Source organism: Pseudomonas sp. S3_B08 (assembly GCF_054667725.1).
Genome location: NZ_CP162750.1, coordinates 3912415 through 3937434, shown reverse-complemented (window position 1 = coordinate 3937434; position 25020 = coordinate 3912415). Strand labels below are relative to the sequence as shown.

Genomic DNA, 25020 nt, shown 5'->3' with positions numbered 1-25020 from the left:
TGGCGGCCATTTGGCCAGACTCCCTGCGTTGCGATGGTTGCAAAAAAAGAACGAATCCGAATTCGCCGCACTCCATATCCGTGGGGGCAGTGGTGCAGGCCTCCGGGCCAGCTACCCGTATTACCTGACAGAGGAAGCCATATGTTCGGTTTAGAGGCTCTGGATCTCGCCCGAATTCAGTTCGCGTTCACCATCTCGTTCCACATTCTGTTCCCGGCCATCACCATTGGCCTGGCGAGTTACCTGGCGGTGCTCGAAGGCTTGTGGCTGAAGACCCGCAACGACACCTACCGTGATCTCTACCATTTCTGGTCGAAGATTTTTGCCGTCAACTTCGGCATGGGCGTGGTTTCCGGGCTGGTCATGGCTTATCAGTTCGGCACCAACTGGAGTCGTTTTTCCGACTTCGCCGGTGCCGTCACCGGGCCGTTGCTGACCTATGAAGTGCTCACCGCGTTCTTCCTTGAGGCCGGTTTCCTTGGCGTCATGCTGTTCGGCTGGAACAAGGTCGGGCGCGGCCTGCACTTCTTCTCGACGGTGATGGTAGCGATCGGCACGCTGATTTCGACCTTCTGGATTCTCGCCTCCAACAGCTGGATGCAGACCCCGCAAGGCTTTGAAATCGTCAACGGTCAGGTGATCCCCACCGACTGGCTGGCAATCATCTTCAACCCGTCATTCCCTTACCGGCTGATGCACATGGCCACGGCGGCGTTCGTCGCCACTGCCTTCTTCGTCGGCTCGTCAGCGGCCTGGCACCTGCTGCGCGGCAGAGACAACCCGGCGATCCGCACCATGCTGTCGATGGCCATGTGGATGGCATTGATCGTCGCGCCGATTCAAGCGGTGATCGGCGACTTCCACGGCCTCAATACGCTCAAGCATCAGCCGGCAAAAATCGCTGCGATCGAAGGCCACTGGGAAAACCATGGCGACGAAGCGACGCCGCTGATCCTGTTCGGCTGGCCGGACATGAAAGAGGAACGCACCAAGTTCGCCGTAGAGATTCCATACCTCGGCAGCCTGATTCTGACCCACTCGCTGGATAAACAAGTACCGGCGCTGAAGGAATTTCCACCGGAAGACCGGCCGAATTCGACCATCGTGTTCTGGTCGTTCCGGATCATGGTCGGCCTCGGTTTCCTGATGATCTTCACCGGTTTGTGGAGTCTGTGGCTGCGCAAACGCGACTCGCTGTATACCTCGCGGCCGTTCCTGCATCTGGCCTTGTGGATGGGGCCGTCCGGCCTGATCGCAATTCTTGCCGGCTGGTTCACCACGGAAATCGGCCGTCAACCGTGGGTGGTCTATGGCCTGATGCGCACCGCAGATGCTTCGTCCAACCACAGCTTCATGCAGATGAGCATCACCCTGATCATGTTCGTAGTGGTGTATTTCGCCCTGTTCGGCGCCGGGCTCGGCTACATGATGCGCCTGGTGCGCAAAGGGCCGAAGATCAGCGAAGGCAGCGCAACGCCGGACGGTGGTCCAGGCAAGAAACGCACCCCGGCGCGTCCGTTGTCCGCAGCCGATGATCCGGCCGAGGGCGAGCACGAAGACAACACTCGCTTGACCAAGGAGATTTGACTCATGGGTATCGATCTTCCGCTGATCTGGGCCGTGATCATCATCTTCGGCATCATGATGTACGTGGTCATGGACGGCTTCGACCTGGGCATCGGCATTCTCTTCCCGTTCGTGCCCGGCAAGACCGATCGCGACGTGATGATGAATACGGTCGCCCCTGTATGGGACGGCAACGAAACCTGGCTGGTGCTGGGCGGGGCGGCGTTGTTCGGCGCCTTCCCGCTGGCCTATTCGGTGGTGTTGTCGGCGCTGTACCTGCCGCTGATCTTCATGCTCATGGGCCTGATCTTTCGCGGTGTGGCCTTCGAGTTCCGCTTCAAGGCGAAGGATGAAAAACGTCACCTGTGGGACAAGGCATTCATCGGTGGTTCGATCGCGGCGACGTTCTTTCAGGGCGTGGCGCTGGGAGCGTTCATCGATGGTCTGCCGGTGGTCAATCGCCAGTTCGCTGGAGGTTCACTGGACTGGCTGACACCGTTCACGCTGTTCTGCGGCGCGGCGCTGGTGGTGGCCTATGCCTTGCTCGGCTGTACCTGGCTGATCATGAAAACCGAAGGCAAGTTGCAGGAACAAATGCATGATCTGGCGCGACCGCTGGCGTTCGTCCTGTTGGCAGTGATTGGTGTCGTCAGCCTGTGGACGCCACTGTCGCATCCGGAAATCGCCTCACGCTGGTTCAGCATGCCGAATCTGTTCTGGTTCATGCCGGTGCCGATTCTGGTGCTGGTCACCTTGTACGGCCTGATCCGCGCGGTGGCACGTAACGCCAACTACACGCCGTTCCTGCTGACCCTGGTGCTGATCTTCCTCGGCTACAGTGGCTTGGGCATCAGCCTGTGGCCGAACATCGTGCCACCGTCGATCTCGATCTGGGACGCCGCCGCGCCGCCGCAAAGTCAGGGCTTCATGCTGGTCGGCACGTTGTTCATCATCCCGTTCATCCTGGGGTATACCTTCTGGAGCTACTACGTGTTCCGCGGCAAGGTCACCCACGAAGATGGTTATCACTAATCCAATGCTGGGCTTGCCCTGTGGGAGCGAGCCTGCTCGCGAAGGCGTCCGCAGTGACGCCTTGGCTTAACGGAGATCGATGCAATGACCGGCAAACATTCCCTGCACGACATTGAAGAAGCCGAAAAAAAGCCGCTGTGGCAGCGGCTCGGCTGGTTGGCCCTGATCTGGGTTGGCAGTGTCGGCGTGTTGTTCATCGCCGCCAGCCTGATGCGCATGTTCATGAATGCCGCAGGTTTGACCACCCACTGAAATATCCCGTCCCGGCGCCTTCGGGTATGGACTTGCGACCCTCCTCACGGAGGGTTTTTTTATGCCGCAGATTTATTTGCGCGCTTTGAGGATGACGAATTTCGGCGTGGCCGCCACTTGCTCGACGCCACGAAACAAGCGCGCCAGTTTGCTGTGATAGCCCAGATGCCGATTGCCGACAATGTACAGCGCACCGCCGACCACCAGTGCCTCGCGCGCCTGCTGGAACATGCGCCAGGCGAGGAAATCGCCGACCACCTGTTGCTGATGGAAGGGTGGGTTGCACAGCACCACGTCCAGCGACTGCGGCGCCTGCCCGGCCAGGCCGTCGCCAGCGCGCACGATGACTTCGCGATCGCCCAATGCCGCGCGCCAGTTCTCGGCAGCCGATTGCACCGCCATGAACGATTCGTCGGCCAGCGTGTAATGCGCATCCGGGTTCTGCAAGGCGCTGGCAATTGCCAGGACGCCGTTGCCGCAACCCAGGTCGGCGACCCGCGCGTGGCCAAGGTTTTTCGGCAGATGCGGCAGAAACGCGCGAGTGCCGATGTCGAGGCCTTCGCGGCAGAACACATTGGCGTGGTTGAGCAATTCGATCGCTGGTTCGTCGAGACGATAACGAGTCGGATAGGGCGATGTGGCGGGCGCTTTGCTTTCAGGCGTGGCGATCAGCAGTCGGGCTTTCTTCACGGCCAGCGACGCCTGCACCGGGCCAATGTAGCGCTCGAGCAGATCGCCGGCAGCGCGCGGCAGATGCTTGACCATGGCGGCGGCGATCACTTGCGCGCCCGGCGCGAGTTGCCCTTGCAGGCGGATCAACTGCTCTTCCAATAGCGCCAGCGTCTTGGGAACGCGGATCAGCACCCGGTCAAACGGCCCGACCAAGGGCTCACTGGCCGGAATCGGACGAATCGCATCGAACGCCTGGCCATTGCGTAGCAGATTCTTTTCCAGCCCGACGAAACCCAGGAACGAATCGCCGCTGCTGCTCACCTCGACCTTGCCCAGCAGGCTGATCGCCAAGGCGCCGAAGCTGTCATTGAGCACCAGCACGCGGGTGCTGCTCTGAGGTTGTTCGCTGGCGAGATGATTGAGCAGGTATTCGTCCGCCGCATCGAACGCTTGCAGCGGTTCATTCTGCTGTTCAGGCTGGCGGATCAGGTCGAGCTGGGCGAAAGGCGTTTCGAGCAAGGGCATGGGGCGGGGACTCAGGATATTCGGCAGATATCCCGTTGCCGGCAGATGGTGCGACGGGATCCGACCGAGTGGACTGCGATGCAAGCAGGTTGCGTCATCACTCGGAAAGGCCTGAATGGTACGTTTTTTTGCGCGTAAATACTCGCAGGATTACCGTGCGATATTGCTCGTCAGTCAGATAATCCCGGCACGAGCGGCGGCAATCACTGCGGAAATCTTGTTGCAGACGTTGAATTTTTCGATGACGTTTTGCACATGATAGTTAACGGTGCGTTCGCTCAGGCTGAGGATTCTCGAAATATCGTGAGCGGTCTTGCCCATGGCGGACAATTTCATGATCTCCAGTTCCCGGGACGATAGCCTCGGTTTGCTGGGTTTGGCCGGTGTGGGCACGGTGCGGGCATACAGGTCACTGAAGTGTCGGTTGGCAAAAAACAGATAACCGTAATGCTCATACAGTTCGAGCGGGCTGATCGGGCAGTGGGTTCGAGCCAGACTGATGATGCTGCACAAACCGCTGGTTTCGTCATGAAAGGCCTGCGACCAGCCATGCTGCAGCCCATTCTGTTTCAACGCCTGCCACAACTCGGGTGCATCGTTGAAGACTCTTTCTTCCCAGACGATGGGTAATATTGAGTGATTGCAATGCGCTATTACCGGATCAATATTGCGGAAGTTCTCTTTGTTGTACTGAATGTTCCATTCTTTAGGGTAGTTATTGATCTGCAAGGCATTCAGGTGGACATCACGATGAGGGGACGTCACTGCTATTGCACAGTAGTTAAAGCCCAGATTCTCGGCAAATCTCAGCAGTATCGGGTATGCCGCTTCAATGCCTTTGGCAAATGTCAGTTGTTTCAATTGTGATTCCTTCCACGTTTCCATGAACTTTGCCTCTGTATCTTGATATCGGGGTGCGGAATGGATCCAAAAGATCCGGCACGAATCGAAGTGTAGGATCTTTCCTGCGAAACGCCTTACATTTTTTCGAGATTGAAACTTTGATGTTTTTTATAAAGTGTTCTTAGCAATACGCGCTGTTATATTTTAACTGCCATCTTAAAGTTATTACTCTAGATCTAAAATTGACATCACATCGAATGTGCAGCGCTGATTCTGTCAATATCATTACCGTTGGCAGGTGTTTGGCAGCGCGGTTTTGCGGGACACTATAGGCAATCGTTTCAAGGAGTGCCTCATGACTGCCAGTGCCGAGAAGTACACCACCCAGACCTTGCTCGATGTGCAACCGTTGACGGCGAACCTGTTCACGCTGCGCACCAGCCGCGACCCAGGCTTTCGCTTTCGTGCCGGCCAGTTCGCCCGACTGGGCGTCACCAAGGCCGATGGGAGCACGGTCTGGCGCGCCTATTCGATGGTGTCGTCGCCGTTCGACGAGTTTCTCGAGTTCTTTTCCATCGTCGTGCCGGGCGGCGAATTCACCAGTGAGCTGAGCCGGCTCCAGGTCGGCGACAGCTTGATGGTAGAACGCCAGGCGTTCGGCTACCTGACGCTGGATCGCTTTGTCGATGGCCGAGACCTGTGGTTACTGTCCACCGGCACCGGGGTGGCACCGTTTCTGTCGATCCTGCAGGACTTCGAGGTCTGGGAGAAATTCGAGCGAATCATTCTGGTTTACAGCGTGCGGGAGGCGCGGGAGCTGGCTTATCAGGAGTTGATCGCCGGGTTGGCGCAACGGGACTATCTGAGCGAATACGCCCACAAGCTGCAATTCATCCCCACTGTGACCCGCGAAGCGCATCCAGGCGCGCTGCGGGGCCGGATTACTACGCTGATTGAAAACGGCGAGCTGGAACGTGCGGCGGGCGTTGAGCTCTCGCCAGAGCATTCGCGTGTGATGTTGTGCGGCAACCCGCAGATGATCGACGACACCCGCGCCTTGCTGAAACAGCGCGACATGCGCCTGAGCCTGACGCGCAAGCCGGGGCAGGTTGCGGTGGAAAATTACTGGTAACGAAAACGGCACCCACGGGTGCCGTTTTGATGACTACCGAATGCCTCAGGGCCGCTCGTTCTGCGCCTTGAGCAGGTCGCGAATTTCGCCCAGCAGTTGCTCTTCCTTGCTCGGGATCGGCGGCGCGGTCGGTGCTACGGCTTCTTCGCGCTTGAGGCGGTTGATGGCTTTGACACCCATGAAAATCGCGAAAGCGACAATCACGAAATCCAGCACCGTCTGCAGGAATTTGCCGTAAGCCAGCACCACTGCGGGCGCATCGCCCTGGGCGGCTTTGAGCGTGACAGCCAGATCACTGAAGTCCACTCCACCGATCAACAGGCCAATCGGCGGCATGATCACGTCGCCGACAAACGACGAAACGATTTTGCCAAACGCCGCGCCGATGATGATACCGACGGCCATGTCGACCACATTGCCTTTGACCGCGAAGGCCTTGAACTCGCTAAGCACGCCCATAGTTATTTCCTTGTTACAGATGAGTTTGGTGTTGGCAGTGTAAATCAGCGAAACGCCTCCTGCGCGAAACACCTTCTTACAATGCCCGTTTTTATCGACACATCAATTGACGATTAGTTTGCAAAATGCCAGCAATCGCGCGCGGAATACGCGCTAACCCGCTGACGGGAAAGCCAATTTCTTCAATCATGGTGTTACGTTCTTTCTATTTATGTTCTGCGGCACAGGCCTCTAGCCTTGGTATGGCGCACCTGGATGCGCCCAATAAAACCAGAGGAACCTGATATGACATCCACTCCTGGACTGGGGGCTTTTCCCTTCCGCCGCACCTTCGGCGTACTGACTGCCGGGCTGCTGACCTTCTCGGTCAACGCCGCTCCGCTGACCCGCGATAACGGCGCGGCAGTCGGTGACAATCAGAACTCGCAAACTGCCGGCGCCAACGGCCCGGTGCTGCTGCAGGATGTGCAACTGATCCAGAAGCTGCAGCGTTTCGATCGTGAACGCATCCCCGAGCGCGTCGTACATGCACGCGGCACTGGCGCTCACGGCACCTTCACCGTGACCGATGACCTCAGCGACCTGAGCAAGGCCAAGGTGTTCGCCGCAGGCCAGAGCACGCCGGTATTCGTGCGTTTCTCGGCGGTGGTGCATGGCAACCACTCCCCGGAAACCCTGCGTGATCCGCGCGGCTTCGCCACCAAGTTCTACACCGCGGACGGCAATTGGGATCTGGTCGGCAACAACTTCCCGACCTTCTTCATCCGTGATGCGATCAAATTCCCGGACATGGTGCACGCCTTCAAGCCCGATCCGCGCACCAACCTCGATGACGATTCGCGCCGGTTCGATTTCTTCTCCCATGTACCGGAAGCCACCCGCACACTGACCGAGTTGTATTCCAACTACGGTACTCCGGCCAGTTACCGGGAGATGGATGGCAATGGTGTTCATGCCTATAAGCTGATCAATGCCAAGAATGAAGTTCACTACGTGAAGTTTCACTGGAAGAGTCTTCAAGGCATCAAGAACCTCACGCCAAAACAAGTCAGCGAAGTTCAGGGTCAGGATTACAGTCATATGACCAATGACTTGGTGAGTAATATCAATAAAGGTAACTTTCCGAAGTGGGACTTGTACGTGCAAGTTCTCAAGCCACAGGATTTGTCCAAGTTTGATTTCGATCCATTGGATGCAACCAAGATCTGGCCGGGTATTGCCGAGCGCAAAGTTGGACAAATGGTCCTGAACCGTAATCCGGCCAATGTCTTCCAGGAAACCGAACAAGTTGCCATGGCACCGGCCAACGTAGTTCCGGGTATCGAGCCTTCGGAAGACCGCTTGTTGCAGGGCCGAGTGTTCTCTTATGCCGATACGCAGATGTATCGCCTCGGCGCCAACGCTTTGCAATTGCCGGTCAATGCACCGAAAACCGCAGTGAACAATGGCAATCAGGATGGTGCGATGAATTTTGGCGCCAGCCAGTCCGGCGTCAACTACCAGCCGAGTCGTCTGCAACCGCGTGAAGAGACGCCAGCGGCGCGTTACAGCCAGTCGGCGCTGTCGGGCAGCACGCAGCAGGCAAAGATCCAGCGTGAGCAGAACTTCAAGCAGGCCGGTGATCTGTATCGCTCGTATAGCAAGCAGGAGCGTCGCGACCTGATTGACAGCTTTGGCGGCTCGCTGGCCACCACCGATGACGAGAGCAAGCACATCATCCTGTCCTTCCTGTACAAGGCCGACCCCGAGTACGGCAGCGGTGTGACCGAAGTGGCCAAGGGCGACCTCAGCCGTGTGAAAGCACTGGCGGCCAAACTGACCGACTGATAGCGATGCGGCGTACGCGAGGGCTGTCCGGCCTCGCGTGCGCTCAAGGAGAGCCCGATGCGTATTTTTCTTTTATGCCTGGCCGGGTGCCTGTCGTTCAGCGCGTGGGCGGCACCGGTCGAGCAAAGCCCCGAGGCAATCAAGGCGCAGTTGCAGGATTACTATTTCGACGCCGCACGGCGTGGCGACGTGCCGATGCTCGAGACCTTTATCGAGTCCGGCTATTCCCTCGATACCCGCGACAGCAAGGGTTACACCGCGCTGATTCTGGCCGCCTACCACGGTCAGGCGCCGGCGGTTGAACGCCTGCTCGCCGCTGGCGCAGATGCCTGTGCTCAGGATCAACGCGGTAACACGGCGCTGATGGGCGCGATTTTCAAAGGCGAGTTGCAGATCGCCCGGCGCCTGATGGCCACCGATTGCAGCCCCGACCAACGTAACGGCGCCGGACAGACAGCGGCGATGTACGCCGGGCTGTTCAAGCGTCTGGAATTGCTTGATGCGCTGAAAGCCAAGGGCGCCGACCTCAATGCCGAGGATCCGCTGGGCAACAGCGCCGCACGTCTGGCCAGCGGCGAAATCCGTACTGCTGCGCCGCGCTGATCGGCGGTGGCTGCGTTATCATCGCGTCTTTTGTTCCGGGGGTTCTGATGGCCAAGGCCAAGCGCATGTACGGCTGCACCGAGTGCGGCGCAACCTTTCCCAAGTGGGCCGGGCAGTGCGGTGAGTGCGGTGCCTGGAACACCCTGACCGAAACCATGATCGAAAGCGGCGGGGCCACGGCCCCTGCCGGGCGCACCGGTTGGGCAGGGCAGCAGGCACAGATCAAGACGCTCGCCGAAGTCAGCATCGAAGAGATTCCACGTTTTTCCACCGCCTCCGGTGAGCTCGACCGCGTGCTCGGCGGTGGTCTGGTCGATGGCTCGGTTGTGCTGATCGGCGGTGATCCGGGGATCGGCAAATCGACCATTCTGTTGCAAACCCTGTGCAATCTGGCCAAAAGCATGCCGGCGCTGTACGTCACTGGTGAGGAATCCCAGCAGCAGGTGGCGATGCGCGCCCGCCGTCTCGGCCTGCCGCAGGATCAACTGCGGGTGATGACCGAAACCTGCATCGAAACCATCATTGCCACCGCCCGCCAGGAAAAGCCCAAGGTGATGGTGATCGACTCGATCCAGACCATCTTCACCGAACAGCTGCAATCGGCGCCGGGCGGCGTGTCGCAGGTGCGTGAAAGTGCGGCGCTGCTGGTGCGTTACGCCAAACAGAGCGGCACGGCGATCTTCCTCGTCGGCCACGTCACCAAAGAGGGCGCCTTGGCCGGTCCGCGTGTTCTGGAACACATGGTCGATACCGTGCTGTATTTCGAAGGTGAATCCGATGGTCGTCTACGTCTGCTGCGCGCGGTGAAGAACCGTTTCGGGGCGGTCAACGAATTGGGCGTGTTCGGCATGACCGACAAGGGCCTGAAAGAAGTCTCCAACCCATCGGCGATTTTTCTCACCCGCGCCCAGGAAGAAGTCCCGGGCAGTGTGGTCATGGCGACGTGGGAAGGCACCCGACCGATGCTGGTGGAAGTGCAGGCACTGGTCGATGACAGCCATCTGGCCAACCCGCGTCGGGTGACGCTGGGCCTGGATCAGAACCGTCTGGCGATGTTGCTCGCGGTGCTGCACCGCCACGGCGGGATTCCGACCCACGATCAGGACGTGTTCCTCAACGTGGTCGGTGGCGTGAAGGTGCTGGAGACAGCGTCGGATCTGGCGTTGATGGCGGCGGTGATGTCGAGTTTGCGCAATCGGCCGTTACCGCATGATCTGCTGGTGTTCGGCGAAGTCGGCCTGTCCGGCGAGGTGCGCCCGGTGCCAAGCGGGCAGGAGCGGCTGAAAGAAGCGGCCAAGCACGGTTTCAAACGCGCCATCGTGCCGAAGGGTAATGCTCCGAAGGAATCGCCTCCCGGCTTGCAGATCATCGCCGTGACGCGTCTCGAACAGGCCCTCGACGCACTCTTCGAGTAACCACAATCCCCTGTGTAAGAGCTGCCGAAGGCTGCGATCTTTTGATCTTGAAACAAAATCAAAAGATCGCAGCCTTCGGCAACTTCTACAGGGCGCAAGTCAGATTTCGATCAGCGCACCCAGTTCGCGCTCCAGCTCGGCCTCATCCGCCAGATTCAGTTCGATCAACCGGCGCAGGCGCTGGATCGATTCCAGGCTGATATGCCGGCAGATGAACCCCAAGTGGCCGTTTTCCTCGTGGGCCAGATGCACGTCCATTTCGATATCGACGTCTTCGCTCAAATGAATGTCGACTAGGAAGTCTTGCTCTTTATCCCCAAGCCACGGCTCCGGTCGCTCGATCAGCAGGCCCTTGAGCGACAGGTCGATCAGTTTGACCGGCCAGATGTACTCGCCCTGTTTCAGCTCGGTTCGGGCATCGAACGCAATACGTTTGAAACGACGTCGATTGGCGGGGTGCTCGCTCATGGCGCAATCCTCATGAAGGTTCGCTGACTATAGACCGCGAATGCGGGCGCCAGCCAATCGCTCAAGCGTCTAGACCTATGTCGGGGTATGGCCTTTGGCGCCGTAAGCGCTAAACTCGGGGTGGCTGTCTTTCTTGTCCACCCTGGCTGGAATAATAAAATGAAAAATAATAATAGCCTGCTGCGCCACTTACCCTGGCTCGTGCTGGCAATCGTAGGAGCGTGCGCCCTGGGCGTAGTGGCATTGCGCCGCGGCGAGGCGATCAACGCCTTGTGGATTGTGGTCGCTGCCGTGGCCATTTATCTGGTTGCGTACCGTTACTACAGTCTGTTCATCGCCAACAACGTGATGCAACTGGATCCGCGTCGGGCCACCCCCGCCGTGCTCAACAACGATGGTCTGGACTACGTGCCGACCAACAAACACATTCTTTTCGGTCACCACTTCGCGGCCATCGCTGGCGCGGGGCCGCTGGTCGGTCCGGTGCTGGCGGCGCAGATGGGGTATCTGCCCGGCACACTCTGGCTGATTGCCGGTGTGGTGCTGGCGGGCGCGGTGCAGGACTTCATGGTCCTGTTCATGTCGACCCGACGCAACGGCCGTTCCCTGGGCGACATGGTGCGTGAAGAGATGGGCCGGATTCCCGGGACCATCGCACTGTTCGGCTGCTTCCTGATCATGATCATCATCCTCGCGGTGCTGGCGCTGATCGTGGTCAAGGCCCTCGCCGAGAGCCCGTGGGGCATCTTCACCGTGATGGCGACCATCCCGATCGCGATGTTCATGGGCATCTACATGCGCTACATCCGCCCGGGCCGCATCGGCGAGATCTCCGTGGTCGGTGTGTTGCTGCTGCTCGGCTCGATCTGGCTGGGCGGGCAGATTGCTGCCGATCCGGTATGGGCCAAAGCCTTCACCTTCACCGGTGTGCAGATTACCTGGATGCTGGTCGGTTACGGTTTTGTCGCCGCGTCGCTGCCGGTCTGGCTGATTCTGGCGCCGCGTGACTATCTGTCGACCTTCCTCAAGATCGGCACCATCGTCGCCCTGGCGATCGGTATTCTGGTGACCATGCCCGAGCTGAAAATGCCGGCGCTGACCCAGTTCGTCGACGGCACCGGGCCGGTATGGAAGGGCGGTCTGTTCCCGTTCCTGTTCATCACCATCGCTTGCGGCGCGGTATCGGGTTTCCACGCGCTGATCTCGTCGGGCACCACGCCGAAGCTTTTGGATAACGAAACCAACGCCCGCTACATCGGTTACGGCGGCATGCTGATGGAATCGTTCGTGGCGATCATGGCCATGGTTGCCGCTTCGGTGATCGAGCCAGGCGTGTACTTCGCCATGAACAGCCCGGCCGCCGTGGTCGGCAGTGATGCCGCGTCAGTGGCGCAAATGGTCACCAGCTGGGGCTTCGCGATCACGCCGGAAGCGCTGCAAGCCGTGGCCCACGACATCGGTGAAACCACCATTCTGGCCCGTGCTGGCGGTGCGCCGACCCTGGCGGTCGGTATCGCGCAGATCCTGCACAGTGTCCTGCCGGGTGAAAACACCATGGCGTTCTGGTACCACTTCGCGATCCTGTTCGAAGCGCTGTTCATCCTCACCGCTGTGGACGCCGGTACCCGTGCCGGGCGTTTCATGCTGCAGGATCTGCTCGGCTCCTTCGTACCGGCGCTGAAGCGCACCGAATCGTGGACCGCCAACCTGATCGCCACCGCCGGTTGTGTGGCGATGTGGGGCTGGTTGCTGTATCAGGGCGTGATCGATCCACTGGGCGGCATCAACACCCTGTGGCCATTGTTCGGCATCTCCAACCAGATGCTCGCCGGTATCGCGCTGATGCTCGGCACCGTGGTCCTGATCAAGATGAAGCGCCAGCGCTACATCTGGGTCACCCTGTTGCCGGCCACCTGGCTGTTGATCTGCACCACCACTGCTGGCTTCATCAAGCTGTTCGACGCCAACCCGGCGATCGGCTTCCTGTCCCTGGCCAAGAAGTACAGCGATGCGCTGGCCAACGGTCAGGTGCTGGCGCCGGCGAAAAGCGTCGAGCAGATGCAGCACGTGATCTTCAACGCCTACACCAACGCCACACTCACCGCGCTGTTCCTGTTCGTGGTGTTCAGCATCCTGTTCTATGCGCTCAAGGTCGGCATCGCCGCCTGGGGCAAGAAAGAGCGTACGGATAAAGAATCGCCATTCCAGGCCCTGCCGGATGCGTAACCAGAGGATTGCAGCATGTTCAATGACCTGAGTCGCCTCGGTAAATACCTCGGTCAGGCCGCGCGCCTGATGGTCGGCATGCCCGACTACGACACCTACGTCGAGCATATGCAAACCAAACACCCGGACAAACCGGTGATGAGCTACGAGATGTTCTTCCGCGAACGTCAGGAAGCCCGTTACGGTGGCAAGGGTGGGCCGAAGTGCTGTTGAGCTGACAGCCTGCGGTTGAGGTAATCCCCTGTGGGAGCGAGCCTGCTCGCGAATACGGAGTGTCAGTTGATGAAGGATTTGACTGACACACCGCTTTCGCGAGCAGGCTCGCTCCCACATTTGTTTTTGTATTCTTTTCAGGAGATCGGGTTTTGTCTTCTCCCATTCCGGTAACGGTCCTCAGCGGTTTCCTCGGCGCCGGCAAGACCACTTTGCTGCGTCATTTATTGAAAGCCGAGCACGGCCTGAAAATCGCCGTGATTGAAAACGAATTCAGCGACGCCGGCATCGACACCCAACTGCTGGGTGACGAGCCGGTGCAGGTCATGACCCTGGCCAACGGCTGCGTCTGCTGCACCATTCACACCGATCTGACCAAGGCGCTGTACTTGCTGCTCGAGCGCCTGGACAGCGGCGAAATTGCCTTCGATCGTCTGGTGATCGAGTGCACCGGTCTCGCCGATCCGGCACCGGTGGCGCAGACGTTCTTCATCGACGAAGAGCTGCGCGAGCGTTACCTGCTCGACGGCATCATCACCCTGGTCGACGCCGCTCACGCCGACGTGCACCTGACCCAGACCATCGCCCAGGCGCAGATCGGTTTCGCCGATCGTCTGCTGGTAAGCAAGACCGATCTGGTCGATGAGGCGACGTTCACCGCGCTGAGCGAGCGCCTTACGCGAATCAACCGCCGCGCGCCGATCCGCGTGGTCGAGCATGGCAACATCGATCTGGCTGAACTGCTGGATGTGCGTGGTTTCAACCTCAATGCTGACCTGGGCGGCGGTTTGAGCTTGCGTCCGGTGAGCAAGGCGCCGTCGATCGATCGCATCTCCAGCCTGGTGCTGCGCACCGATCAGGCGCTGGATATCGATCAGCTCAGCGAGTTCATGAACGAGTTGCTGGAAGAGCACGGCAAGCAATTGCTGCGCTACAAAGGCGTGTTGAATATTGCCGGGGAAGATCGGCGCCTGGTTTTTCAGGGTGTGCTGAAACTCTATGGTTTCGACTGGGACACCGAATGGGCCGAGGGCGAGACGCGCGAGAGTGTGATCGTGTTTATCGCCGATGACTTGCCGGAAGAGAAGATTCGTGCGGGTTTTGCGCGGGTAGCGGCGCAACAAGCCTGATATTTCAACAGCTCAGAGGGCCTCTTCGCGAGCAGGCTCGCTCCCACAGAGGATTGCATTCCTCCTGACAGAATGCGGTCTTTTGTGGGAGCGAGCCTGCTCGCGAAGGCGATCTAGCCGACAGCACAATGCCCATGGTCTGAACCCAGCAGTGTCTGCTCAAGATGATCCAGTTGCCGATTCATCAACATGCCGGCCTTGGAAACATCACCTCGCCCCACTTCTTCAACCAACGCCAAATGCTCCTGCCATGCGCAACAGCTTTGCGTCGAACACTGACTCCGCGCAATCGCCAACGACGTCAACGGCACCAGACTGCGCAGAAAATGCGCCAACGGCACATTACCCGCCGTCCGCGCCAACTGCAAATGAAACTCCCCCGACAACCGAATCGCCGCCCCGCGCCGATCCTGCTCGATGGCGCGCTTCTCGCGCTCTATCAACGTGCGCAAGCATTTCAAATCGTCTGGCTGCGGACGCTGACACGCCAATCGCACCAAGGTGTTCTCAGCCAACCGTCGCGCATGCAAGGTCTGCCGGATCAGCTCCCGATCAGGCGCAGCCACTCGTGGTCGATGATTGGCGCGCAATACTACGATCTGCTCATGGGACAACTGCGTCAGCACCCGTCGTACATCGGCGCGGCCGGCGCCGAACATCGCTTGCAGACTGTCCTCGGTGAACCGGCTGTCTTCATCGATACGCTGCTCGAGAATCGCGTCGAACACTCGCGGATACAGATCTTCCGTCGGCGTGCCCAGGCGAGAAACGGGCAGGGCGGTCGATTGCGCATGCGAGGCTGAAGCAAAACTGTTCATGGCCGTTCTCCTGGCAAATCAGGTGGGCAGGTTGTCGTCCGGGATGTTCAGCTCAACGCCCATGCGCTGGCCTTCGCGCAGAATGTGCCGACGCATTTCGGCGCTGGCCTGAGCGCTGTTCTTGCTGCGGATCGCGCGGACTACGGCTTCGTTTTCTTCCAGGCGTTCGGCCAGATGTTCCGGTGAATTGCGCAACACTTCGGCACTTTGCTTGAGCGCGTTGCTGGTCTGCTGCACCACGCTCTGGAAAATCGGGTTCGAGGTCAGCGTGAACAGTTCTTCGTGGAAGGCGATGTAGGCGCTGACCCCGGCTTCACTGTCACCGGCCTCGAGGGCTTCGCGCATGTCCATCAGGGTCAGGCGCAATTGGCCGACTTCCTTGCTGCTGATCGATTGCGCGACCAGCCCGACGATGAACGGCTCAAGGGTGTAGCGCAGTTGCAGCACATCTTCGAGGCTGGCGCCGGCCACCGCGCTGTCGTGGCTCTGGCTGTCGCTGAGTTGCGCATCGAGGACGACCACGCCTTTGCCCGGCATCGAGCGCACCAGGCCGAGTGTTTCCAGCACGATCACCGCTTCGCGCAGGCTCGGCCGGCTGATGCCCAGTTGTTCGGCCAGTTCACGCTGGCCCGGCAGCATGTCGCCGGAGCGCCACTGGCCTCGGGCCAACGCGGCGCGGAGTTTCTCCACCACTGAATTGACGACGGTTGAAGTTGTAATCACGTATTGGCTCCCTGCGCCGTGCCTGCGCATTGGCAGGCACGGCACTCATTCAAAAATCTTTCGCCGCCGCCGGAGCGACGGTTTTTCGCGGTTGAAAGTTATAGCCCTGTTCGCCGTTGAGCACCTTGTTCGCTCGCTGTACATCGATGTCCTTTTCCCAGCGGGCGATGGCCACGGTGGCGACGCAGTTGCCGATCAGATTGGTCAGCGCGCGGCCGATGCCCATGAACCAGTCCACGGCCAACACCAGCACCAGGCCGACCACGGGAATCGCCGGAATCGCCGTCAGCGTTGCCGCGAGAATCACCAGCGCCGAACCGGGAATGCCGTGGGCGCCTTTGGAGGTGATCAGCGAAACCAGCAGAATCGTCAGCAAATCGGTCATCGCCAGCGGTGTGCCGGTGGCATTGGCGATGAACACGATGGCCAGGGTCAGGTAGATCGAGAAGCCGTCGAGGTTGAACGAGTACCCGGTCGGGATCACCAGACCGACCGTCGAGCTGCCGATACCGAGGTGTTCGAGCTTGCGCATGATCTGCGGCAGCACGGCGTCGGAAGAGGCGGTGCCCATGACGATCAGCAGTTCTTCCCGCAGGTACTTGAGCAGCGGCCACATGCGCAGGCCGGAGACGCGCATCACCAGACCGAGGATCAGCGCGACGAAGGCGATGCAGGTCAGGTAGAACAGACCGACCAGACTGCCCAGGTGCTGCAGCGAATCGAGACCGTATTTGCTGGTGGTGAAGGCGATGGCGCCGAACACGCCGATCGGCGCCAGCCGGACGATCATGCCCATGATGCGGAAAATCACGTGGCTGAGTTCGTTGATCAGTCGCGAAATCCCGGAAGCCGCTTCGCCAACCAGATTCAGCGCACTGCCGAACAGCACCGAGAACAGCAGCACTTGCAAGATATTGTTGTCAGCGAAGGCACCGATCACCGAGGTCGGGATCAGGTCCATCAGAAATTGCGTGGTGGTGTGCATGTGCTGGCTGCGCTCGGCGAGGTCGCCCATGTCGGCGCTGGAGAGCTGCTCCAGATGAATGTTCGCGCCGCTGCCAATGCCGGTGCTGAAGGCGAACACCAGGCCGATCACCAGAGCGATGGTGGTCAGCACTTCAAAGTAGATCACCGATTTGAGGCCGATGCGCCCGACCTTCTTCAGATCGCCCGCGCCGCTGATGCCGCTGACCACCACGCAGAACACGATCAGGCCAATCAGCATCTTGATCAGTTTGATGAAGCCATCGCCGAGCGGTTTGAGCTGAGCGGAGTATTCAGGAAGGGTCAGCCCGCAGACGATGCCGAGCATCAGTCCGAGAACCACTTGAAGGAAGATTGAACGCGAGCACCATCTGAGCATGGGAGGAATCCTGGGTCGGTGTCCTGGCTGCCGCACGCGTTGCGCATCGGATGCAGGACTTAATTATTGTGGTCTTACCGGTATGTCCAGTGCAGGCGCAGTCTAGGCTTGGTTTTTTCCTGATTACAAGGGGGAAACATGAAATTGGCATGACCGGTCTGACCAGTGGCCCCAAACGCGTATAGGAGCTGCCGAAGGCTGCGATCTTTTCATCTTGCTTTTAAAATCCAGATCAAAAGATCGCAGCCTTCGGCAGCTCCTACAGGTGAATTGCAGGCGAAAAAAAACCGGCCAATCACTTGGCCGGTTTTTCATGCTGCTGGTTTAACGTCGCGATTAAGCGCCGTACACCGGCAGTTTCTTGCAGATGGCTTTGACTTTCTCGCGAACGGCGTCGATCACCGCTTCGTTGTTCAGGTCAGCCAGGATGTCGCAGATCCAGCCGGCCAGCTCTTTGCACTCAGCCTCTTTGAAACCGCGAGTGGTCACAGCCGGAGTACCGAAGCGCAGGCCGGAGGTGACGAACGGCGAGCGTGGATCGTTAGGCACGGAGTTCTTGTTCACGGTGATGAACGCTTTGCCCAGAGCGGCGTCGGCGTCTTTGCCGGAGATGTCCTGCTTGATCAGCGACAGCAGGAACAGGTGGTTTTCAGTACCGCCCGATACCACGTCGAAACCGCGCGCGATGAACACTTCGGCCATGGCCTTGGCGTTCTTCACCACTTGTTGCTGGTAAGCCTTGAACTCAGGCTGCAGCGCTTCCTTGAAGCAGATCGCCTTGGCCGCGATCACGTGCTCCAGCGGGCCACCCCGGGCGCCCGGGAATACTGCGGAGTTGAGCTTCTTCTCGATCTCGGCGTTCGCTTTGGCCAGGATCAGACCGCCACGTGGACCGCGCAGAGTCTTGTGGGTGGTGGTGGTCACGACGTCGGCGAACGGCACCGGGTTCGGGTAGACACCAGCGGCAACCAGACCGGCGACGTGAGCCATGTCGACGAACAGGTAAGCGCCAACCTTGTCAGCGATTTCGCGGAAGCGCGGGAAGTCGAGGATCTGCGAGTAGGCAGAGAAACCGGCAACGATCATTTTCGGCTTGTGCTCGACCGCCAGACGCTCGACTTCGTCGTAGTCGATCAGGCCGTTGGCATCGATACCGTATTGAACGGCGTTGTACAGCTTGCCCGAGGAGGAAACGCTGGCGCCGTGGGTCAGGTGACCGCCATGGGCCAGGCTCATGCCCAGAATGGTGTCGCCACCTTGCAGCAGAGCCAGGTAAACAGCGGCGTTGGCTTGGGAACCGGCGTGCGGCTGAACGTTGGCGTAATCGGCGCCGAACAGTTCCTTGGCACGGTCGATGGCCAGTTGCTCAACCACGTCCACGTATTCGCAACCACCGTAGTAACGCTTGCCCGGATAGCCTTCGGCGTACTTGTTGGTCAGGACCGAGCCTTGAGCTTCCATCACCGCTGGGCTGGTGTAGTTTTCCGAAGCGATCAGCTCAATGTGTTCTTCCTGACGCTGAGCTTCTTGCTCCATGGCGGCAAAAAGGTCGGCGTCGTACTTGGCAATAGTCAAATCACGGCTGAACATGGCGGTCCTCAAGGATCGGGGGCAGAAAAGGGAGGCATTCTAACCCAACCGCTTTTGGATGACATATGAAACGACGTCATGTCGCAGACAAGTGGCGTTCATGACAGATGTGCGGTGCTTTTGCCGGCCCTTTCGCGAGCAGAGGGGCATTGATCGTTCCCTGTGGGAGCTGGCTTGCCAGCGATGCCAGCACCGCAGATGTTCAGTCGAACATGAACAATGCGTCGTTACAGAACTGCGCTTCAAACCGTCCCGCCGGCATCGGCCGGCCGAACAGATAGCCCTGCACCTCATCGCAACCATGCTCACGCAGGAAGTCCAGTTGCTCGTGGGTTTCCACACCCTCGGCAATCACCGCGAGATTCAGGCTGTGGGCCATGGCAATGATCGCCCGGGCGATCTGCGCGTCCTGTTCGCCGGACGGCAGGCCGTCGACGAAAGTACGGTCGATCTTCAGCACGTCGATCGGGAATTGCTTGAGGTAGTTGAGCGATGAATAACCGGTGCCGAAGTCATCGACTGCGATGCTCAGGCCGAGGTTCTTCAGCCCGGCAAGAATCTGCATCGCCTCGCTGACTTCGCGCATCAGGATGCTTTCGGTCAGTTCCAGCTCCAGACACGCCGGCGGCAGGCCGGTTTCGCGCAGGATCGTCGCGATTCGCGTGCCCAACTGGCCGTCGGAGAACTGCCGTGCGGAAATGTTCACCGACACCTTCGGCACCCGCACCCGTTGCTGGTGCCAGGTTTTCAGCTGTCGACAGGCCTCGCTGATGACCCAGTCGCCAACGTCCACCACCAGGCCGAGCTCTTCCAGCACCGGAATGAAATCCCCCGGCGGCACGAGCCCGCGACGTGGATGGCGCCAGCGCAGCAGCGCTTCGGCGCCGGTCAGGCGCTTGCCGTCGCCACTGAACTGCGGCTGGTAATACAGGACGAATTCGTTCTGCTCCAGCGCATGGCGCAGATCGCTTTCCAGTTCCAGACGCTCCAGCGCACTGGCGTTCATGTCGGCCTGATAGAACTGGAAGTTGTTCTTGCCGCGTTCCTTGGCGTGGTACATCGCCGTGTCGGCGTTCTTCATCAACTGGCTGAGTTCGTTGCCGTCCTGCGGACTCAGGGCGATGCCGATACTGGCGGTGACGAAGAACTCGCGGCCCTCGAGCACGAACGGCCGCACCAGGCTGGCGAGAATCTGCTCGGCGACATGAATCGCCCGGTTCAGCGCCAGTTCGCGATTGGAGCGATGCTGCAGCAGCAAGGTGAATTCGTCGCCGCCCATGCGCGCCACGGTGTCGTCGTCATCGACGCAGGCCAGCAGGCGCGTGGCCATGTCCTTGAGCATGCGGTCGCCGGCGGCGTGGCCGAGGGAGTCGTTGATCGGTTTGAAACGGTCGAGGTCGAGGAACATCAGCACCACCCACGACTTCTGCCGTTCGGCCGCTTGCAGCGCGGTGTGCAGACGATCCTGGAACAGCGTGCGGTTCGGCAAATGGGTGAGGGCATCGTAATAGGCGAGGCGGTGGATGCGCTGCTCGCTGGCCTTGCGCTCACTGATGTCGCTGAAGAAACACACGTAACTGGCCAGATCGCCCTCGTCGTCTAGCACGGCAGTAATGCCGACCCACGCCGGGTAATGCTCGCCGTTACGGCGCTTCATCCACACTTCGCCTTCCCAGGTGCTGTGCTCGTGCAACTGCTTGAGCACGTAGCGCAGGTGCGCATCCTGCTGCTCGTCGACGGTGAGCATGTTCGGCAACTGGTCGAGCACTTCGCCGACGCTGTAGCCGCTGACCCGACTGAAGGCTTCGTTGGCCTGAACGATATAACCGGCCGGGTCGGTGATCAGGATCGCCGAGGTAGAGTGCTCGAATACCGTGGCGGCCATGCGCAAATCTTTTTCGGCACGGCGCTGCTGGCTGATATCGCGGCCGACGCCGAGCACGCCTTCGAACGCGCCGTGTTCGTCCCACACCAGCACCAAGCGCAGTTCGATCGGAATCTTGCGGCCGTCGGCGCGCAGGCAATCGAAGAGGAACAGCTGCGTTTGCACCTGACTGCGCAGCAATGCCAGTTGCTCGGGCTTGTCCAGCGCCTTGCTGACGCGGTCCATCAGCACATGAATGCCGTTCAGTTGCCCGGGATTGGCGATGATCGATTGCCAGCCGTTCTGGAAAATCCATTCGGCGTTGTAACCGAGCACCGCCTGCACCGACGGGCTGACGTAGTTCAACGAGAGCTTGCTGTCGGTGGAGAAAATCACGTCGCTGATGCTTTCGGCGAGCATGCGGTAGCGCTGCTCGCTGTCACGCAGCGATTCGCTCGCCTCAATCTGTTCGGTGATGTCCTTGGCGACGCCGATGATCCGCGTGACCTGATCATGCTTGTCCCGCGCCAGCGCCTGTTCACGGATGTCGAAGCGCCGCCACTTGCCGTCGCGATGGCGGAAGCGCAATTGGCATTGCAACAGCTGGCTGTAACCGGCGTGGCGCTGCAACTGCCGCGAGCGATGGTAATAGTCGGCGTCTTCCGGATGCAGAAGGATTTCCCAGAAGTATTCGCCCATCTGATGCAGTTCAGTGCGGTTGTAGCCCAGGGTCTGGCCGAGGTGGTGGTTGCTGAAAATCATCCGCTGGCTGATCACGTCCTGCACATACAGATGATCCGGCACGGTGCGCACCACGTCCGACCAGAAGCCTTCGCGCTCCAGCAACGACAGCTCGATCAGCTTGCGGCTGGTGATGTCGTTGATGCTGAGGATCACCGCTTTATAGTCGTGCTGCTCGCTCGGCAGGCGCAGGACCATCCACAGGTGCTGGTCGCGACCATTGCTGTTGGGCAGTTTGATTTCCAGTTCCAGCTGTTTCTGCTGCTGCAGGACGGCGTCGAGGATCTGCTGACCGATCGCGCACTGCGGATGGCGCTGGCCATCGATCAGCAGTTGCCAGGCATCGTCGCAGGAATGCACATCGAGCAGTTGCAGGGCGACCTGATTGACCTCGGTGACGCGCATTTCCGCGAGCAACTGCTGGCGCTGCTGCGGTTGGTCGAGCCAGGCCTTGAGCTGGTCGCTGGTCTGGATCTGCGCCTTGTCGAACATCTGCTTGAGGCCGGACAGGTCAAGCACGCACAAGGCCACGCCGGTGCCTTCGAAAATATCCTGGTAACGCCGCCGGCCTTCATGCACCTGGCGCTGGCGCCGACGCATGTTCAACAGTGCAATCACCGGCAACATCGAAAACGCCAGGCCGAGCAGGCATTTGCCGATGAACGCCGGCAACAATTCTTCCAGTACGCGCTGGCGGTCGAACAGCCCGCGCAGTTGCCAGTCGCTGCTGCTCAGCGGCACGGTCAGCACGGTGTTGGCGACATCGTCAGGCGTCAGCCCGCCAGCCTTGGTCGAGGGCAGCCCCGCTTCGCGGCTGATGATCTGGTGATTGAGGCGGTTTTCCACCAGCCACAGCGGGCGCAGGGCGGTGGCGTCCTGTTTGGTGAGCGAGTCGAAGAAGGTTGGCGTCAGGCGCAAGGCCCAGTAACCGCGACTGCTGCCGCTGGCCTGATGCAACAGCAGGTGTACCACCGAGCCGTCATCGGCATTGCTGAAGTAATGCGCTTGGGCGCGGCTGCGGCGCACCAGTTCGGTCAGGTAATCGGCGTCGGAACTGTCGGTGGCGCTGTCGCTGATGATGCGGCCGGAGGGCGAGAGCAGGGCCATGCTGCGCAGATCGGGCAGCGAACGTTGCAACTTGCGCATGAGCATCTGCTGTTCGTCGGCGGTTTGCGGTTGTTCGACGATCGGTAGCAGATTGAGGGCGATTTGCGCATTCAGCGCCATGTTCAGGCTGACCTGAGCGGCGAGATCGGCGGTGTAGTCGATGGTGTACTGGCGCTGATTCTTCTGGGTTTCACGCAATTGATCGAGCAGTTGCCAGAACAGCAACGCGAGCAATAACAGCACGAGGGTGGCCAGCGCACCCTTCAATGTCCCGCGCAGGGGCGAGCCGGGCGCCGGTGGGGTGCTGCTCACAGAGGCTGGCGGAGTGACATTGGTCAAGCTGTGATCCTGCGATTTGGCTGGACTGGCGCGACGTGCACTATAAGCCGGACGCCCGAAGGGCGGCTAGCATGCCTTGAGTTGTGGCGAAGTGCCAGCCCCTCTCGGCTGGACTGCCATCGGTCATTAAGGTAGCTTTGCCGGTTACGCGGGGGCGTTCCAGCTCCTAGAATCAGACTTTTTCCGCGCGCACGCATTGATGATCCTCAAGTGAACGACGCGCACCGGTCTGGCCAGGCATCGCCTGCGCTCCAATCATTCATCTGTCACTGACCCAAGGTTCTCCATGGCTCAATACGTCTTCACCATGCATCGGCTGGGCAAAGTTGTTCCGCCGAAGCGGGAAATCCTCAAGAACATTTCGCTGTCCTTCTTCCCCGGCGCCAAGATCGGCGTACTCGGCCTCAACGGTTCGGGTAAATCCACGCTGCTGAAAATCATGGCTGGCGTCGACACTGAGTTCGAAGGCGAAGCCCGTCCGATGCCGGACCTGAACATCGGTTACCTGCCGCAAGAGCCGCAGCTCGACCCTGCCAAGACCGTACGTGAAGTGGTCGAGGAAGCGGTCAGCGTGATCAAGGATGCGCAAGCGCGTCTGGACGAAGTCTACGCGGCCTACGCCGACCCGGACGCCGACTTCGACAAGCTCGCCGCTGAACAGGCCAAGCTCGAAGCGATTCTGCAGGCCAGCGACGGCCACAACCTCGAGCGCCAACTGGAAGTCGCCGCCGATGCGCTGCGTCTGCCGGCCTGGGACGCGAAAGTCGAACACCTGTCCGGTGGTGAAAAGCGTCGTGTCGCCCTGTGCCGTCTGCTGCTGTCCGCTCCGGACATGCTGCTGCTCGACGAACCGACCAACCACTTGGACGCCGATTCGGTGGCGTGGCTGGAGCATTTCCTCCACGACTTCCCGGGCACCGTGGTCGCGATCACGCACGACCGTTACTTCCTCGACAACGTCGCCGGCTGGATTCTGGAACTCGACCGCGGCGCGGGCATTCCTTACGAGGGCAACTATTCGGGCTGGCTCGAAGCCAAGTCCGATCGTCTCGCCCAGGAATCCAAGCAGCAGTCGGCTCACGAAAAAGCCATGAAAGAAGAACTGGAGTGGGTGCGCAAAGGCGCCAAGGCCCGCCAGTCGAAATCCAAGGCACGTCTGCAACGCTTCGAAGAAATGCAATCGCAGGAATTCCAGAAGCGCAGCGAGACCAACGAGATCTACATCCCGGCCGGTCCGCGCCTGGGTGACAAGGTCATCGAATTCAAGAACGTCACCAAAGGCTACGGCGATCGCGTGCTGATCGACAACCTGTCGTTCTCCATGCCGAAAGGCGCCATTGTCGGCGTGATCGGTGGTAACGGTGCCGGTAAGTCGACGCTGTTCCGCATGCTCATGGGCAAGGAAACCCCGGATTCGGGCAGCATCGAAATCGGCGAAACCGTGCAGTTGGCCTGCGTCGACCAGAGCCGCGAAGACCTCGACGGCAGCAAGACCGTGTTCCAGCAGATTTCCGACGGTTCCGACCAGATCCGCATCGGCAACTACGAGATCCCGTCGCGTACCTACGTCGGTCGCTTCAACTTCAAGGGCGGCGATCAGCAGAAGTTCGTCAAGGACCTCTCCGGCGGTGAGCGCGGTCGTCTGCACCTGGCGCTGACCCTGAAGGAGGGCGGCAACGTCCTGCTGCTCGACGAACCGTCCAACGACCTCGACGTGGAAACCCTGCGTTCGCTGGAAGAAGCCCTGCTGGACTTCCCGGGCGCCGCCATTGTGATCTCCCACGATCGGTGGTTCCTTGACCGTGTCGCCACGCACATCCTGGCGTATGAAGACGACTCGCAAGCGGTGTTCTTCGAAGGCAACTACACCGAGTACGAAGCCGACCGCAAAAAACGCCTCGGCGAAGCAGCGGCCCAGCCTCACCGGGTACGTCACAAGAAACTGGCCTGATTCGGGTTGGTTGCACAAGAGCGGAGCCTTCGGGCTCCGTTTTTTTTGCCCTGGGTTTTTCCTGATAAACCGAGTTGCGGCTTTCGCGAGCAGGCTCGCTCCCACAGGGGTAACGCATTCCAAATGTGGGAGCGAGCCTGCTCGCGAATACGGTGTAACTG

20 protein-coding genes are annotated in these 25020 nt (G+C 59.9%); 11 read left to right on the top strand and 9 right to left on the bottom strand.

Going from position 1 to position 25020, the window contains the following annotated elements; all coding sequences use genetic code 11:
• Window positions 1-141: 141 nt before the first annotated feature.
• From AB4N73_RS17790 to AB4N73_RS17780, 3 genes are all read left to right on the top strand, one after another.
• Window positions 142-1587 (top strand): cytochrome ubiquinol oxidase subunit I, encoded by a 1446-nt coding sequence (locus AB4N73_RS17790; protein WP_041477768.1) that lies wholly within the window; start codon window positions 142-144, stop codon window positions 1585-1587.
• A 3-nt stretch (window positions 1588-1590) separates the two neighbouring features.
• Window positions 1591-2598 (top strand): cytochrome d ubiquinol oxidase subunit II, encoded by a 1008-nt coding sequence (cydB, locus tag AB4N73_RS17785; RefSeq protein WP_024014408.1) that lies wholly within the window; start codon window positions 1591-1593, stop codon window positions 2596-2598.
• 84 nt (window positions 2599-2682) lie between these two features.
• On the top strand, window positions 2683-2850 hold the full coding sequence (locus AB4N73_RS17780) for a DUF2474 domain-containing protein (RefSeq protein WP_016773090.1): 168 nt from the start codon (window positions 2683-2685) through the stop codon (window positions 2848-2850).
• Window positions 2851-2922: 72 nt separating this feature from the next.
• Here AB4N73_RS17780 and AB4N73_RS17775 read toward each other — a convergent pair whose 3' ends face one another.
• Both AB4N73_RS17775 and AB4N73_RS17770 read right to left on the bottom strand, forming a co-directional pair.
• The gene (locus AB4N73_RS17775) at window positions 2923-4047 is read right to left on the bottom strand and encodes a methyltransferase (protein WP_150742271.1); all 1125 of its coding nucleotides are present in this window, start codon (window positions 4045-4047) and stop codon (window positions 2923-2925) included.
• Between the two features lie 174 nt (window positions 4048-4221).
• On the bottom strand, window positions 4222-4932 hold the full coding sequence (locus AB4N73_RS17770) for an autoinducer binding domain-containing protein (RefSeq protein WP_041477771.1): 711 nt from the start codon (window positions 4930-4932) through the stop codon (window positions 4222-4224).
• A gap of 313 nt (window positions 4933-5245) precedes the next feature.
• Here AB4N73_RS17770 and AB4N73_RS17765 point away from each other — a divergent pair, with 313 nt between their 5' ends.
• On the top strand, window positions 5246-6022 hold the full coding sequence (locus tag AB4N73_RS17765) for a ferredoxin--NADP reductase (RefSeq protein WP_041477773.1): 777 nt from the start codon (window positions 5246-5248) through the stop codon (window positions 6020-6022).
• Window positions 6023-6067: 45 nt separating this feature from the next.
• Here AB4N73_RS17765 and mscL read toward each other — a convergent pair whose 3' ends face one another.
• Window positions 6068-6481, bottom strand: a complete 414-nt coding sequence (mscL, locus tag AB4N73_RS17760; protein ID WP_024014404.1) for a large-conductance mechanosensitive channel protein MscL — start codon at window positions 6479-6481, stop codon at window positions 6068-6070.
• A gap of 285 nt (window positions 6482-6766) precedes the next feature.
• Between mscL and katB the strand changes: the two genes are divergently transcribed.
• From katB to radA, 3 genes are read left to right on the top strand one after another with little or no spacing between them, the layout of a single operon-like run.
• The gene (gene katB, locus AB4N73_RS17755; protein WP_460142372.1) at window positions 6767-8308 is read left to right on the top strand and encodes a catalase KatB; all 1542 of its coding nucleotides are present in this window, start codon (window positions 6767-6769) and stop codon (window positions 8306-8308) included.
• 57 nt (window positions 8309-8365) lie between these two features.
• On the top strand, window positions 8366-8911 hold the full coding sequence (locus tag AB4N73_RS17750; RefSeq protein WP_076564177.1) for an ankyrin repeat domain-containing protein: 546 nt from the start codon (window positions 8366-8368) through the stop codon (window positions 8909-8911).
• A 47-nt stretch (window positions 8912-8958) separates the two neighbouring features.
• A complete protein-coding gene (radA, locus tag AB4N73_RS17745) occupies window positions 8959-10326 on the top strand; it encodes a DNA repair protein RadA (RefSeq protein ID WP_041477778.1) in 1368 nt (455 codons plus the stop codon).
• A gap of 99 nt (window positions 10327-10425) precedes the next feature.
• Here radA and AB4N73_RS17740 read toward each other — a convergent pair whose 3' ends face one another.
• Window positions 10426-10794, bottom strand: a complete 369-nt coding sequence (locus AB4N73_RS17740) for a PilZ domain-containing protein (protein ID WP_041477779.1) — start codon at window positions 10792-10794, stop codon at window positions 10426-10428.
• A gap of 159 nt (window positions 10795-10953) precedes the next feature.
• Here AB4N73_RS17740 and AB4N73_RS17735 point away from each other — a divergent pair, with 159 nt between their 5' ends.
• The 3 genes from AB4N73_RS17735 (at window position 10954) to yjiA (ending at window position 14363) form a co-directional block, all read left to right on the top strand.
• Window positions 10954-13020, top strand: a complete 2067-nt coding sequence (locus AB4N73_RS17735; protein ID WP_041477781.1) for a carbon starvation CstA family protein — start codon at window positions 10954-10956, stop codon at window positions 13018-13020.
• A gap of 15 nt (window positions 13021-13035) precedes the next feature.
• Window positions 13036-13233, top strand: coding sequence for a YbdD/YjiX family protein (locus tag AB4N73_RS17730; protein ID WP_003228401.1), 198 nt, complete (start codon window positions 13036-13038; stop codon window positions 13231-13233).
• Window positions 13234-13385: 152 nt separating this feature from the next.
• Window positions 13386-14363, top strand: a complete 978-nt coding sequence (gene yjiA / locus AB4N73_RS17725; protein WP_041477783.1) for a GTPase — start codon at window positions 13386-13388, stop codon at window positions 14361-14363.
• A gap of 113 nt (window positions 14364-14476) precedes the next feature.
• Here the strand turns inward: yjiA and AB4N73_RS17720 are convergent, their stop codons facing one another.
• From AB4N73_RS17720 to morA, 5 genes are all read right to left on the bottom strand, one after another.
• Window positions 14477-15181, bottom strand: a complete 705-nt coding sequence (locus tag AB4N73_RS17720) for a GntR family transcriptional regulator (RefSeq protein ID WP_460142371.1) — start codon at window positions 15179-15181, stop codon at window positions 14477-14479.
• 18 nt (window positions 15182-15199) lie between these two features.
• Complete coding sequence (locus AB4N73_RS17715) at window positions 15200-15904, bottom strand: FadR/GntR family transcriptional regulator (RefSeq protein ID WP_016773102.1); 705 nt, start codon at window positions 15902-15904, stop codon at window positions 15200-15202.
• A 49-nt stretch (window positions 15905-15953) separates the two neighbouring features.
• Complete coding sequence (locus AB4N73_RS17710) at window positions 15954-17267, bottom strand: C4-dicarboxylate transporter DctA (protein ID WP_460142370.1); 1314 nt, start codon at window positions 17265-17267, stop codon at window positions 15954-15956.
• A gap of 336 nt (window positions 17268-17603) precedes the next feature.
• Window positions 17604-18857, bottom strand: a complete 1254-nt coding sequence (gene glyA / locus AB4N73_RS17705; protein WP_460059242.1) for a serine hydroxymethyltransferase — start codon at window positions 18855-18857, stop codon at window positions 17604-17606.
• A gap of 202 nt (window positions 18858-19059) precedes the next feature.
• Entirely contained in the window at window positions 19060-22908 is a 3849-nt protein-coding gene (morA, locus tag AB4N73_RS17700; RefSeq protein ID WP_460142369.1) for a cyclic di-GMP receptor MorA, read from the bottom strand.
• Between the two features lie 286 nt (window positions 22909-23194).
• Here morA and ettA point away from each other — a divergent pair, with 286 nt between their 5' ends.
• Entirely contained in the window at window positions 23195-24859 is a 1665-nt protein-coding gene (ettA, locus tag AB4N73_RS17695; protein WP_016773108.1) for an energy-dependent translational throttle protein EttA, read from the top strand.
• Window positions 24860-25020: the final 161 nt, after the last annotated feature.

What these genes read in the sequence shown, in the direction of transcription:
- AB4N73_RS17735 (WP_041477781.1), top strand. Translation starts at nt 10,954, where the DNA reads ATGAAAAATAATAATAGCCTGCTGCGCCACTTACCCTGGCTCGTGCTG.
- AB4N73_RS17790 (WP_041477768.1), top strand. Translation starts at nt 142, where the DNA reads ATGTTCGGTTTAGAGGCTCTGGATCTCGCCCGAATTCAGTTCGCGTTC.
- AB4N73_RS17775 (WP_150742271.1), bottom strand. Translation starts at nt 4,047, where the DNA reads ATGCCCTTGCTCGAAACGCCTTTCGCCCAGCTCGACCTGATCCGCCAG.
- AB4N73_RS17730 (WP_003228401.1), top strand. Translation starts at nt 13,036, where the DNA reads ATGTTCAATGACCTGAGTCGCCTCGGTAAATACCTCGGTCAGGCCGCG.
- AB4N73_RS17770 (WP_041477771.1), bottom strand. Translation starts at nt 4,932, where the DNA reads ATGGAAACGTGGAAGGAATCACAATTGAAACAACTGACATTTGCCAAA.
- AB4N73_RS17750 (WP_076564177.1), top strand. Translation starts at nt 8,366, where the DNA reads ATGCGTATTTTTCTTTTATGCCTGGCCGGGTGCCTGTCGTTCAGCGCG.
- AB4N73_RS17780 (WP_016773090.1), top strand. Translation starts at nt 2,683, where the DNA reads ATGACCGGCAAACATTCCCTGCACGACATTGAAGAAGCCGAAAAAAAG.
- glyA (WP_460059242.1), bottom strand. Translation starts at nt 18,857, where the DNA reads ATGTTCAGCCGTGATTTGACTATTGCCAAGTACGACGCCGACCTTTTT.
- cydB (WP_024014408.1), top strand. Translation starts at nt 1,591, where the DNA reads ATGGGTATCGATCTTCCGCTGATCTGGGCCGTGATCATCATCTTCGGC.
- AB4N73_RS17720 (WP_460142371.1), bottom strand. Translation starts at nt 15,181, where the DNA reads ATGAACAGTTTTGCTTCAGCCTCGCATGCGCAATCGACCGCCCTGCCC.
- mscL (WP_024014404.1), bottom strand. Translation starts at nt 6,481, where the DNA reads ATGGGCGTGCTTAGCGAGTTCAAGGCCTTCGCGGTCAAAGGCAATGTG.
- AB4N73_RS17765 (WP_041477773.1), top strand. Translation starts at nt 5,246, where the DNA reads ATGACTGCCAGTGCCGAGAAGTACACCACCCAGACCTTGCTCGATGTG.
- AB4N73_RS17710 (WP_460142370.1), bottom strand. Translation starts at nt 17,267, where the DNA reads ATGCTCAGATGGTGCTCGCGTTCAATCTTCCTTCAAGTGGTTCTCGGA.
- AB4N73_RS17740 (WP_041477779.1), bottom strand. Translation starts at nt 10,794, where the DNA reads ATGAGCGAGCACCCCGCCAATCGACGTCGTTTCAAACGTATTGCGTTC.
- ettA (WP_016773108.1), top strand. Translation starts at nt 23,195, where the DNA reads ATGGCTCAATACGTCTTCACCATGCATCGGCTGGGCAAAGTTGTTCCG.
- katB (WP_460142372.1), top strand. Translation starts at nt 6,767, where the DNA reads ATGACATCCACTCCTGGACTGGGGGCTTTTCCCTTCCGCCGCACCTTC.
- radA (WP_041477778.1), top strand. Translation starts at nt 8,959, where the DNA reads ATGGCCAAGGCCAAGCGCATGTACGGCTGCACCGAGTGCGGCGCAACC.